This is a genomic window from Shewanella bicestrii (genome assembly GCF_002216875.1).
Classification (GTDB): domain Bacteria; phylum Pseudomonadota; class Gammaproteobacteria; order Enterobacterales; family Shewanellaceae; genus Shewanella; species Shewanella seohaensis.
On record NZ_CP022358.1, the window covers coordinates 3,815,297 to 3,828,509 of the forward strand.

General features: G+C 50.5%; 8 protein-coding genes. 4 read left to right on the plus strand and 4 right to left on the minus strand.

From position 1 onward, the window contains the following. The first annotated feature begins 246 nt into the window (after positions 1 to 246). The 3 genes from putA (at position 247) to CF168_RS16690 (ending at position 5,457) form a co-directional block, all read left to right on the plus strand. Entirely contained in the window at positions 247 to 3,441 is a 3,195-nt protein-coding gene (putA, locus tag CF168_RS16680; protein ID WP_206191646.1) for a bifunctional proline dehydrogenase/L-glutamate gamma-semialdehyde dehydrogenase PutA, read from the plus strand. A 1,006-nt stretch (positions 3,442 to 4,447) separates the two neighbouring features. Further along, entirely contained in the window at positions 4,448 to 5,182 is a 735-nt protein-coding gene (locus CF168_RS16685; RefSeq protein WP_037431183.1) for a DUF599 domain-containing protein, read from the plus strand. Positions 5,183 to 5,277: 95 nt separating this feature from the next. Then, complete coding sequence (locus CF168_RS16690; RefSeq protein ID WP_011623867.1) at positions 5,278 to 5,457, plus strand: helix-turn-helix domain-containing protein; 180 nt, start codon at positions 5,278 to 5,280, stop codon at positions 5,455 to 5,457. Between the two features lie 51 nt (positions 5,458 to 5,508). On the opposite strand, the gene cyaB is transcribed toward CF168_RS16690, so the two are convergent. The 4 genes from cyaB to CF168_RS16710 all read right to left on the minus strand — a co-directional run bounded on the left by cyaB (position 5,509) and on the right by CF168_RS16710 (position 11,140). Next, the gene (cyaB, locus tag CF168_RS16695; protein WP_037431186.1) at positions 5,509 to 6,108 is read right to left on the minus strand and encodes a class IV adenylate cyclase; all 600 of its coding nucleotides are present in this window, start codon (positions 6,106 to 6,108) and stop codon (positions 5,509 to 5,511) included. Positions 6,109 to 6,160: 52 nt separating this feature from the next. Further along, positions 6,161 to 7,912, minus strand: a complete 1,752-nt coding sequence (cydC, locus tag CF168_RS16700) for a heme ABC transporter ATP-binding protein/permease CydC (RefSeq protein ID WP_089068398.1) — start codon at positions 7,910 to 7,912, stop codon at positions 6,161 to 6,163. Then, positions 7,909 to 9,846: a heme ABC transporter permease/ATP-binding protein CydD gene (gene cydD, locus CF168_RS16705; RefSeq protein WP_089068399.1), complete on the minus strand. Its 1,938-nt coding sequence runs from the start codon at positions 9,844 to 9,846 to the stop codon at positions 7,909 to 7,911. Before cydD ends, cydC begins: the two co-directional genes overlap by 4 nt. A gap of 247 nt (positions 9,847 to 10,093) precedes the next feature. Continuing rightward, entirely contained in the window at positions 10,094 to 11,140 is a 1,047-nt protein-coding gene (locus tag CF168_RS16710; protein WP_011625297.1) for a DUF3626 domain-containing protein, read from the minus strand. A 395-nt stretch (positions 11,141 to 11,535) separates the two neighbouring features. On the opposite strand from CF168_RS16710, the gene CF168_RS16715 reads away from it, so the two are divergent. Next, the gene (locus CF168_RS16715) at positions 11,536 to 13,185 is read left to right on the plus strand and encodes a DEAD/DEAH box helicase (RefSeq protein ID WP_089068400.1); all 1,650 of its coding nucleotides are present in this window, start codon (positions 11,536 to 11,538) and stop codon (positions 13,183 to 13,185) included. Positions 13,186 to 13,213: the final 28 nt, after the last annotated feature.

Sequence of the window (13,213 nt, forward strand, 5' to 3'; positions counted from 1 at the left end):
ATCCGCTGAAAGTAAAATCAAAAGCCAGTGTTTTCAAACACTGGCTTTTTTGTCAATTGAGCGTTACATCTGGCGCGTAACAAGCTAATCAAACAATCTTCACATTCTTTCACGCTATAGTGTTGTCCGTCACATTTTGGTTGTATAATCTGCGCGCGCAAAGCTTCATATTGTATACAAAATATCAAATGCGTTTCGCGCCCCCCATTTTTGTTTCAACAATAGAGCCGAAAACAACTGGCCAAGATGGAAGCGATTACTATGTTCAAAGCGAGTGAAGTGCTGGCAGGCCGCTACGATTCTGCCAATCTCGACGAACTGTTCAAAGCCGTCACCGACAACTACATTGTCGATGAAGAACAATACTTGTCAGAGCTAATCAAACTAGTGCCCTCCAGTGATGAAGCCATCGAGCGCGTCACTCGTCGTGCCCACGAACTGGTCAACAAAGTTCGTCAATTCGATAAGAAAGGTTTAATGGTTGGCATCGATGCCTTCCTGCAGCAATACAGCCTAGAAACACAGGAAGGGATTATCCTGATGTGTTTAGCCGAAGCCCTGCTGCGTATTCCCGATGCGGCCACCGCCGACGCCTTGATTGAAGATAAACTCTCAGGCGCGAAATGGGATGAACACTTAAGCAAGAGCGATTCGGTACTGGTTAACGCCTCCACTTGGGGCCTGATGCTCACTGGCAAAATCGTCAAACTCGATAAAAAAATCGATGGTACGCCAAGCAACCTGTTAAGCCGTTTAGTGAATCGTTTAGGTGAGCCTGTGATCCGCCAAGCCATGATGGCGGCGATGAAGATCATGGGTAAGCAGTTCGTTCTCGGCCGCACCATGAAAGAAGCGCTCAAGAACAGCGAAGACAAGCGTAAATTAGGTTACACCCATTCCTACGATATGCTGGGTGAAGCCGCGCTGACGCGTAAAGATGCCGAAAAATACTTTAACGATTATGCCAATGCGATTACCGAGTTAGGCGCGCAAAGCTATAACGAAAACGAATCTCCACGCCCAACCATTTCTATCAAGTTGTCGGCACTCCACCCACGTTACGAAGTCGCTAACGAAGACCGTGTACTGACCGAGCTGTATGACACAGTTATTCGCTTAATTAAGTTAGCCCGTGGCTTAAATATCGGTATTTCTATCGACGCCGAAGAAGTTGACCGCCTCGAACTGTCATTAAAACTGTTCCAAAAACTGTTTAACGCTGACGCCACTAAGGGTTGGGGCTTACTCGGTATCGTGGTGCAAGCTTACTCTAAGCGCGCCCTGCCGGTGCTGGTATGGTTAACCCGCCTAGCGAAAGAACAAGGTGACGAAATCCCCGTTCGCTTAGTGAAAGGCGCTTACTGGGATAGCGAGCTGAAATGGGCACAACAAGCTGGCGAAGCTGCATACCCACTCTACACTCGTAAAGCCGGTACCGACGTATCTTACTTAGCCTGTGCGCGTTACCTGTTATCTGACGCCACCCGCGGCGCGATTTACCCACAATTTGCCAGCCACAACGCGCAAACCGTTGCCGCGATTTCCGATATGGCGGGCGATCGTAACCACGAGTTCCAACGTCTACACGGCATGGGACAAGAGCTGTACGACACTATTCTGTCGGAAGCTGGCGCGAAAGCGGTACGTATCTACGCTCCAATCGGTGCCCATAAGGATCTGCTGCCCTACTTAGTGCGTCGCCTGCTGGAAAACGGTGCTAACACCTCGTTCGTACACAAGCTGGTCGACCCGAAAACCCCTATCGAGTCTTTAGTGGTTCACCCACTGAAAACCCTGACAGGCTACAAAACCCTGGCTAACAACAAAATCGTTTTACCTACCGACATCTTCGGTAGCGATCGCAAAAATTCCAAGGGACTCAATATGAACATCATTTCAGAAGCAGAGCCATTCTTCGCGGCCTTAGACAAATTCAAATCGACGCAGTGGCAAGCGGGCCCTCTGGTTAATGGTCAAACCTTAACTGGCGAGCACAAAACCGTGGTGAGCCCATTCGATACCACCCAAACCGTGGGTCAAGTGGCCTTTGCCGACAAAGCGGCTATCGAACAAGCTGTCGCCTCTGCCGATGCGGCCTTTGCAACTTGGACTCGTACTCCAGTTGAAGTGCGCGCCTCAGCCCTGCAAAAGCTGGCGGATCTGTTAGAAGAAAACCGCGAAGAACTGATTGCCCTCTGTACCCGTGAAGCGGGCAAGAGCATTCAAGACGGTATCGATGAAGTGCGTGAAGCCGTAGACTTCTGCCGCTACTACGCGGTGCAAGCTAAGAAGCTGATGTCAAAACCTGAACTGCTCCCAGGCCCAACGGGTGAGTTAAACGAACTCTTCCTCCAAGGTCGCGGTGTGTTCGTCTGTATCAGCCCATGGAACTTCCCACTCGCTATCTTCTTAGGCCAAGTTTCGGCAGCCCTCGCTGCGGGTAACACTGTTGTGGCTAAGCCTGCTGAACAGACTTCTATCATTGGTTACCGTGCAGTGCAGCTCGCTCACCAAGCAGGTATTCCAACAGACGTACTGCAATATCTACCAGGTACAGGCGCTACCGTAGGTAACGCACTGACGGCTGATGAGCGCATCGGCGGCGTATGTTTTACCGGTTCAACTGGCACAGCCAAACTCATCAACCGCACACTGGCAAACCGTGAAGGCGCAATTATTCCATTAATCGCCGAAACCGGTGGTCAAAACGCTATGGTGGTTGACTCTACTTCTCAGCCAGAACAAGTGGTTAACGATGTAGTGTCTTCATCCTTCACCAGTGCGGGTCAACGCTGCTCGGCGCTGCGTGTACTCTTCCTACAGGAAGATATTGCAGACCGCGTAATCGACGTACTCCAAGGTGCTATGGATGAGTTAGTGATTGGCAACCCAAGTTCAGTGAAAACAGACGTTGGCCCAGTTATCGATGCGACCGCGAAGGCTAACCTTGACGCCCATATCGACCACATCAAGCAGGTTGGTAAGCTGATCAAGCAAATGTCTCTGCCAGCGGGTACCGAGAATGGCCACTTTGTGTCGCCAACTGCCGTTGAAATTGACTCAATCAAAGTGCTTGAAAAAGAACACTTTGGTCCAATCCTGCACGTGATCCGTTACAAGGCAGCTGAACTTGCCCATGTGATCGATGAAATCAACAGCACAGGTTTTGGCTTAACCTTAGGTATCCACAGCCGTAACGAAGGCCATGCCCTCGAAGTAGCTGACAAGGTTAACGTAGGTAACGTGTACATCAACCGTAACCAAATCGGCGCAGTCGTTGGCGTACAACCTTTCGGCGGCCAAGGTCTGTCGGGCACAGGTCCAAAAGCCGGTGGTCCACACTACTTAACTCGCTTCGTGACTGAAAAGACTCGCACTAATAACATCACCGCTATCGGTGGTAATGCGACCCTGTTGTCACTGGGTGATAGCGACGCCTAAGCTTGCTCACATCTTCAGCTTTAAGCTAAGACTATTCCATAAAGTTAAGGCCAGACATTGTCTGGCCTTTTTTACTTCATTAATCAAAGTCGTGGGGCTTCACCCCACACCCGACCAAGGAGGACTGCTCGTCCTATCCTCCTTGGATGCTCCAAGACGCCCCAACGGAGTTGAAAGCCCCTTGTGCTCATTGCCAAATTTGCTATCGCTTCCGAAGGATGCGTCCCTGCACCTGCGAAAGCTAGTCGGTCATCCATGACCGAACTCACGCAATTTGTCTATTCGCCCTGCGGCAACTCCGAGGGGAGGTGTATTCTGTTACTTCAGAGTTAACAGTTAATCCCAAGAGAGTGGTGACTATCCCTCCATGAATACGCGAGTGTAAAAATAAAAATATATATCAATACGTTATATTGACTTGAAACACATAAAAACCGCTACAGCAAAAAACAGGACATGCGCAGATCTTTGGGGATTAATAGCTCGCACAATTGCGTCAGGAGTTCACCTTCCCCTGCGAAGTTACTGAAGGGCGTTGAAGAAAATCGTGTGACGCAGACAGGACGTCTGCGTAGCTTTCGGGGGGAAGGGACGCCCCATCGGAAGCGTTAGCGATTTTCGAATAAGCACGAAGCCACTCATCAATGCATGTAACTTCGCTAGGGACGCCGGGGATTTCCAAAAGGGGAACAGGCGTTTTTCCCCTTTTGGTCGGGTGTGGGGTGAAGCCCCACGACTTTGATTCACCTCGGCCGAAAGGCCATGATTCGAGATTCGTGACACAACCCCTACACATTTTTCTCACTCACTTACCTCACATGAATTTCCTCAAAACAGAGTCTCACCAAGCAAGAGGTTTCAAAGCCAATGTGAGCGGCTTCAAATTGTGAATAGGCGAGATTTGAAAGCGATATGAGGGGATTGCGCCTAAGAGATAAAAACCTTCATAATCGCCATTCAATCAACCGATTTTTTACTTTCTCAAAGTCACTTTCTCAAGGCAACTATGACATTCTCGCTATTAGATATTTCTGCATTGACGTGGTTTATCGTTTCTTGGGCTGGCTATACCGCTTTTGCCCGACGTAAGGCGAAGGATACCGACTGTATTGCCCGTGGCCTGCATAAACATCGAATTTACTGGATGCTCGAGCTGATGACCCGAGGCGTGCGGGTTGGCGATGCAGCGTTATTAGCGAATCTTGAGCGTAATATTGCCTTTTTTGCCTCGACCACGCTGTTCGTGCTCGCGGGGGTATTAACCTTATTTGCCCAGGTTGAACGCCTCGAAGCCGTGATCGCCACTATTCCCTATGCTACGCCGCCTAACCACTCCTTAGTCCAAGTGAAATTGGCGCTGTTAGTGGTGATCTTCGTGATGGCGTTTTTCCAATTTACCTGGTCGATGCGCCAATATGGCTTTGTGAACGTGATGATAGGCGCAGGCCCCATGGATAGCGAAGGCGCCAATGACAACCTCAAAGCCTACGCGCGGCAAATGGCAACGGTGCAAGACCAAGCCGCCCACTCCTATAACTATGGCCTGCGGGCTTACTACTTTTCGATGGCTGTACTCTGCTGGTTTGTGCACCCGATACTGTTTATTTTGGCTAGCCTGTTTGTGGTGGTCACCCTGTATCGCCGCGAATTTAAATCCCGCGCCGTAATAGCCATTACCGCCGCCAAGGCACATTTAGGCAGCGAATATCAGGTGCGAGAAACCCAGCGCCAATCCAAGTAGTCCCCAGCCAACCTAAGACTGTGCCAGCCAAAGCGCAGTCTTATTCTTGTTCTATACTCATTGGGTTAATCACCAATCAATAATGGGAGTGAACCATGAGTGATAATCTGTTAACTGTAGATGAAGTGTGCAAGTTGCTGGATAAGAGTCCGGCAACGATCAAACGCTATGCGCGGGAAAACCTGCTCAGCAGTGTGAAAGACGGTGAAGAATTGCGATTCCCCGAAGAAGAGGTCAAACGTTACTTAGCCTTTTCGCAGCGCTTAGGAAGATAAGCCGCCGCGCCTTTTATCGATTCATCCCCAAATGGACTTGGGATGCCTCGCTTATCCTTGTATAGCCATCTGTAACTGTCTGTAAGATAAAAACTCCCGCTGTGATTCCTCTAGCCCAAGCTCTGCGGCTAAGGCGAGGAGCTGCGCCTCATAGATTGGCAGCTTAGCTTCATCATTAGTCATAATAGCAAGCTCGGCAAAGTCACCTAAGCCTTCGAGCCAATCAAGCGTTAAATGAAATTCCCCAAGAAAATACACGCTGCGACGTTTTTTAATCTCAAGCACACATTGATAGCCTAAAGTCCGCAGCATACTTTTGGCCTTGTTGGCATTCGTGATATTAACCGCCTCACAGCGGTCTTTCTCGGGCCCTTTCACTATCCACAGCATGATGCCAGAGGGCTGCATCTCGCGAATACACAAGCTTTTATGCTCAGCCGCTAAGGATGCTGTTGGTGAATCAAAATAGCAGTCATGCTCAAGATTATCCTCGAGCATCACCTCGGGGGATTTGGCGCTTAAACGCGCCCAAAAGGCCTCTCGGTCCGTGAGTCGATACTTAAGCTCTACCTCAAACTTACCGTTAAAATGGGCGTTAATTTGCGGAGCGAATTCTTTAGGCGCCATGTCTGCTGGCATAGGGTTATTCATATAAAGGCTTCACTCCTGCTGCGCGTATTTCTCACCCATTCAACATCCAGACTCAAGCTAAGCGACGATAGAGCGCCTGATAGGCGGGGCAAGTTTGAAGTAACTGCTGATGATCGCCCGATGCCACAATTTGCCCCTCGGCGAGGAGGTGAATTTGGTCCATCTTGGCCATCGCCGTTAATCGATGGCTGATCATTAGCAGGGTTTTATCTTTCGCAAATTCAAATAATAAACTTAGGATTTCCCGCTCGGTGCGTTTATCTAAGCCCTCGGTTGGCTCATCTAACAGTAACAAAGGCGCATCACGCAGTAATGCCCTTGCCACGCCGATACGGCGCTGCTCACCGCCCGATAACTGCCGGCCGCCCTCACCAATCCACATATCGAGAGGCTTGTCGCCTTTAAGTAATTCGCCTAAACCAACCTGCTGTAATACTTGGATAAAACGCTCGTCATTGGCGGTACGCTTTTGCCCTTCTGGCACAGGCAAGGCAATGGCAAGGTTCTCCCGCAGCGTGCCCGCGTACAGGTAAATTCGCTGGCTCACGACTGTCATCGCCGATCTTAAGGCGGCCTCGCTATAGTTCGTCAGCGACTGACCATCTAGGCAAATTTGGCCACGCTGCGCCTGCCATTCACGGGTGATTAAGGACAATAAACTGGATTTACCACAGCCCGTTGCGCCCAATAACGCCACCTTTTGCCCAGGCTGTACCGTTAAGGATAAGCCCTGCAGAACGCTCTGATTGTCGTGATAGCCAAAATGGATATCCGTCATCTGCAGCCCGCCCGATGTCGCCTTAAGCGTTGAATTTTCGATAAAACGAATATCGCTTTCCTGCTCGGTGATTTCGTGAATTCGTGTCGCCGCCAGCACGCAGCCCGACAAATGTTGGAAAGCGCCCGCGATTGGCATCATCATTTCGACGCAGGCCATAGTGGCAAACACCATCAAGGCGAACATAGGGCCGGGAGGTACGGTATCGCCCACGCCATTGGCGGCTAAAAATAGCATCATGATGAGTGCCGAGCCTGTCGCTAGGATCAGCATGGCTTGGCTCAAGGCGGTGATATTCGCCATCGCCCCTTGGCTGGCAAATAACGCCTGTTCTGCCTCATCGAGCTTGTGTCTGTATCTGGCGTTCGCACCAAATAAACTCAGCTCAGCTTGGCCCTGCAGCATCTCAAGCAACTGCACCCGATATTGGCGTTTGGTCTCCAACATATTGCGACTTGGTTCATGCCCAAGCCGATAAAACAGTAGTGGTAGCAGCAGCCAAACCACCACTAAAAACAGGCATAAACTTAAGGCCAGCTTGGCATCAAACCATGCGAGGAACAGATATAACAATGCCGTCATCAGCAAGGAAGCCGCCATCGGCGTCAACAATCGTAAATACAGATGGTCGAGTGTATCTATATCCGCCACGAGGCGGTTGAGCATATCCGCACGGCGCAGCCCCTGCAGATTTTTGGCGCTGAGTGGGAAGAGTTTTCGCCACGCCCAAACTCTGAGTTCAGTCAGTAATTTAAAGGTCGCCTCATGGGTCGCGAGACGCTCCCCGTAACGACTGGCCGTTCGCGCGATAGAAAGGAAACGCACGCCACCGGCGGGAGTAAAAAAGTTAAAGGATTGGGAGCCGATAACCGTTAATCCCGCCACCGCCGTCGCCGATAAAAACCAGCCCGACAGCGACAATAAACCAATCCCCGCCATGAGTGTGGTTAAGGTGAGCACAAGCCCAACGGCCATCATCAACCATTGGTGGGAGAACAACCGAATAAAGGGAAGGAGTATTTTCATTGTGCGGCTCCTTCGGTTGTCCCTAACGCAATATCGCTGTGGGTATTAGGCATTGACGGTTCAAGCCCAATATCGGCTACTGATTCAGTATTTTCATGCAACATGGTTTGGAATAACCCCACCTCAGTAGACAGCGTCGCAAAATCCCCCCGCTGGACTATCTCGCCTTTATCGAACACTAGGATGGACGACATATGGTCCAGCTGATCGACTCTGTGGGTTACCATAATGCCCATCTTACCCGCCATCGCCGCTTTTAAGGTGCGGCTAACGAGTTGTTCGCTGACACTGTCTAAACTTGCCGTCGGTTCATCGAGAATAAAGACCTGCGCCGCCTGTCCCAATGCCCGCGCGAGCGCAATACGTTGCGCCTGCCCGACCGATAAGGTCGATGACTGCTCGCCTATCGGCGTAGCTAAACCTAGGGGTTGGCTGCGGACAAACTCATGGATATTGGCCTGCTCCAGCAATTGCCAAACCTGCTCATCCGTCATTTCGGGATTGGCTAAGGCGACGTTTTCTCGCACTGTGCCATGGAATAACTGCGGCTCCTGCCCAAGCCATGCTAACTGCTGTCGCCAATGGGCAAGGTCTAGGTTTGCGAGCTCAACCCCATCGATTAGCAGCTTGCCTTTATAGGGCAAAAATCCTAATAAGGCATTGAGTAAACTGGTTTTACCGGCGCCGCTTGGGCCAACCAGAGCCAAGTGTTCGCCCTGCTTCAACTCAAAACTGATGGGGCCAAGTAAACGGCTGCCATCGGTACTAAAGACTTCTAGATCTTTTACGCTAAGGTGAGTCTGCTTATCGAGCCGAATTTGCTGCCCGAGCTTGTCCTGCGAAGAGTCTGGCTCAGGATGTTCCAGCAGTGTCATCAATGCCTGGGCCGCGCCAATCGCCTGCGCTTTAGCATGGTAGTGTGTGCCCATATCCCTTAAGGGCTGATAAAACTCAGGCGCCAAAATTAAGATAAACAAGCCGACAAACAGGCTAAAAGGTAAGCCTTCATTCGCATTAGGCCCAAGTTGAGCATGCGCGTCATAGTAGCCAAAATCGAGGTGACCTAAATAACTGAAACCAAAGTAAACCGCCAATACGGCAATCGATACCGCGGCAAAAAACTCTAGTACCGCCGAGCTTAAAAAGGCCATTCGCAGCACAGACATAGTACGGCTACGGAACTCCTCCGAGGCTTTTTCGATAACCTTGAGTTCAGCATCACCCCGATAGAAGAGTTTTAAGGTCGAAAGCCCTTTTAATCTATCCATAAAGTGGCCGCTTAATCTGGCTAAGGCATTGAAGTTTTTACGGTTAGCATCGGCCGCGCCCATACCGACGAGGATCATAAACAGCGGGATTAGTGGCGCGGTTAATAGCAAAATCAGCCCCGCCGCCCAGTTGATGGGAAACACTGCGATGAGGATCAATAAGGGGATCACACCAGCAAGGGTCATTTGCGGTAAATAACGGGCATAAAAATCTTGCAAATCTTCCACTTGCTCTAAGACTATGCTCGCCCAACTGCCTGCGGGTTTACCTTTAATAAACGCGGGGCCAAGCCGAGTTAACTTATCCATTACCGCACTGCGGATTTGTTGGCGTAAGCGTTTGCCCGCTTCAAAACTGGCGCGCTCGCGGCCATAGGCGAGTATTGCTCGCAATAACATTAAGCCAATCAAGGCCATAAAATGTGGCAGATAATCGCTTGCCCCCACAGCCGGCTGAATTGGCGTGCTATTCACTCCATCAGTAAATGCCTGCAAGGCATTGCCAACAATGACGCCATCGAGGAGTGTGGCTATCAGATAAGCCTGTGCTATCAATGCAATAGCGCTTAACATTCCACACCATACGGAGAGCTTAACAAACCAGCCACAGGCTTTTTTTTGCGACTTGAGCCAAACGAGAAGGGACTTTTCTAACGACTTATCCATGGTGCTCCAACAGAAACTAGCAAAGCAGTAGGTTGTAGAAATAGGCTAAACACTGAGTGACCCCGAGGGGCTTGCAAGTGTTGAAAAGGTTCGATAGGGACGCAGTATCGCAGGCATCCAAGGTAGATGAAACCTTAGCGGAAGCTTTTGTTAGCCTATTCACAAAAATGAGATAAAGATCAATAAATTCCCAAAGTGCGGGAACCCAGAGCCAACTCTCGTCGCCAGCTTAATCAATCGGCCTTAATTATTGCTGAGCGCCGTATTTGACTAACACATGCCAGAGCAGCTTGAGCTCGTGTGCCACCTGAGCGCGGTTCCCCCGATCGCGCCAATGCTGGGGCGAATGGTATAAATCCCGCGCCGCCACGCCAATGGCATAGGCATCGACACGCTCGTCGATAGCAATTCGACTCGCCAAAGATGGCATAGTCGGTCCACGGAAATCACTGGGGATCTGCGCCGTGTGCAGGCTAAAACCATTATGATATTGCAGCTCGATATCATAGCGATCACATAGCTTGCTCAAGGTGGCACCAATTTCAGTCCCTTTAAAACTAGGGTCTGCCACCAGCATGGCAATGTCTTCATCGAGGGACACATCACCGTGGATCTGCGCTTCAATATAATGGTCGAGATTGTTCGACATCGGCCGTTCAAAGCGCGACAGCAAGGAGGAGTTCAGTTGATGCGCCAAATATTGGATCACATTGAGCGGTTTAAAATCCACTTTCCCCAAGGCATAGTGGCGCTCAAAACTCTCGGTGAGCAGCGCCGCTAATACATCATCAAAGCAGGATAAAGTGCCCTTTTCCTTCGGGTTACGGTAGGAATCTAAATAAGTGAACGTCGAGCGCGTGAGCAACTGCGAATGGGTCAGCAAATAACAGCTGCCAAAACGCGGGGCAGGACCATCCTGCCACATGCCTAAATCCAAGGCACCATACTTAGGCCGTGACTTAGTCCCCTTGTAAGCATCGCCAAAGAGTTGATTTTCCCAATGATCCCTTGGCCCACCTAATTCGGGGGATAACTGTCCATTGGAGATATGGGTTTCGAATTGGCTGCGGTATTGACCATCACGCAATAATCCTTCGGCCACTGTGATACCGCGGCTATCGATTCTGTCGGGATGAAAATGCAGTGCGACTCGGCCACAGTGTAACAATTGCTTCAGCGCCGCTTGCATCTCCTGCATGGGAATGTTGGACATCTGCTGCACGTTTCGAATAACCGCCACGGCCTGTTCACTTCGACCACGTGCGAGGCGTTCAATATGCTGTATTGCTGTCATAATCCACCTGCCATGGAGCGTCAATATGCCTAAGAGGACTCATCCTAAGAATTCAATGCTGCTGAATTCAAGCTACATAGGGAAAATTTCCCAGTTATCTTTACGAATCCGATTGATGACTAACGTCTTTGCAACCTATTGAGGATGTTTGTTAATTTTACCCCAAGTTAGATTACTTAGAAGCAATGAAATTAACACAAGCGTGATCTTTCCCTAAATACTGAACAAGATACTGATAGGTCGATAAATTAGCCACTCCTGAATCGGCTTTTGCGCCAGATAGACAACAAACCACTTTCAAACATGGCGATCTAGCGCCTCTTCATGTAAGCTGCACGCCCGCCAATTCGGCCATACTACTGCTGCGACACTTTGCTGCCACAAGAGACCCATTAATGAGTTTTTCCTCCCTAGGTTTATCTGCACCGATCCAAAAAGCCGTGACTGAACAAGGTTATGACACACCCTCTCCTATTCAAGCACAGGCGATTCCCGCCGTACTGACGGGTAAAGACGTGATGGCTGCGGCCCAAACGGGGACAGGAAAAACCGCAGGCTTTACCCTGCCGTTGCTCGAATTACTCTCTAAAGGCAATAAAGCCAAGGCGGGACAAATCCGCGCCCTAGTGCTAACCCCCACGCGCGAGTTAGCGGCTCAAGTAAGCGAAAGCGTTGAAACCTATGGTAAATATCTGCCATTGCGCTCAGCGGTCGTCTTTGGTGGCGTGCCAATTAATCCCCAAATTCAAAAGCTACGCCACGGGGTAGATGTACTGGTCGCCACACCTGGACGATTATTAGATCTTGAGCAGCAAAAAGCGGTGAAGTTTAATCAACTCGAAGTCTTAGTGCTGGATGAAGCGGATCGCATGCTCGACATGGGTTTTATCCGCGATATCAAAAAGATCCTCGCCATGTTGCCCGCTAAACGACAAAACCTGATGTTTTCGGCGACCTTCTCCGATGAAATCCGCGAGCTGGCCAAAGGCCTAGTGAATCAACCAGTAGAAATTTCAGTTACGCCACGCAACGCCGCGGCAAACACAGTCAAACAATGGATTTGCCCCGTCGATAAGAATCAAAAATCGGCGCTGCTAATTCAGCTCATCAAGCAGGAAAACTGGCAGCAAGTCTTAGTGTTTTCACGCACTAAACACGGCGCCAACAGACTGGCTAAGAGTCTTATTCAAGCCGAGATCAGCGCCGCCGCTATCCACGGCAACAAGAGCCAAGGCGCACGCACCAAAGCCTTAGCCGACTTTAAGAGTGGCGAAGTGCGCGTGCTAGTGGCGACCGATATTGCGGCGCGCGGGCTCGATATCGACCAATTACCACAAGTAGTGAACTTCGATCTGCCCAATGTCCCCGAGGATTACGTACACCGCATTGGCCGCACCGGCCGTGCTGGCGCCTTAGGCCAAGCCGTATCCTTAGTCAGTAGCGAAGAAACTAAGCTGCTCAGGGACATCGAGCGTTTGATCAATCGCGTGCTTGAAAGGCAGGAGGTTGAAGGCTTCAGCCCTGTGCATGCGCTCCCCGAATCGACCTTGAATGCCCATGGTAAAGAGAACAAAATCAAAGCCGTGGCGAGCCAACGTAAGCATCGCAGCGCGGGTAAACCCTCGCCAAGAGCCGGTACAGGCCGCGATGGTCGTAAAACGCCAGACAGCAGCGACGGCGCTGCGCAGCAAAAGAACTCAAATCCAAACCAAGGCCAGCGCAATAATCAAGGCCAGCATAAGCGTCCTCAAGCGGCAAAAAACGCTGAGCATAAAAATACGCACTCAGGTACCGAAGCTGGCCGCACGCCCAAACCACAGGATAAACGTCCTCAACGCGGCAAAGGCCCGGCTAATAGCGAACATAAAGCCAAAGGCCAGCCTCATTCAGCGGCGCAACAACTTAGCCCACAAGCTCGCAGCGAGAAACAACATTCTGACTCACGCCGCCAAGGCCGCGCTCAGTCGACGGCTAATTCCGCCAACGGTGAGCACAAAAAGCCTTCGCATCGACCCGATAACCGCCCTAATCGCGTAAAATCCTAATTCGATTTCGAGCCCCAAAGCCCCGTAA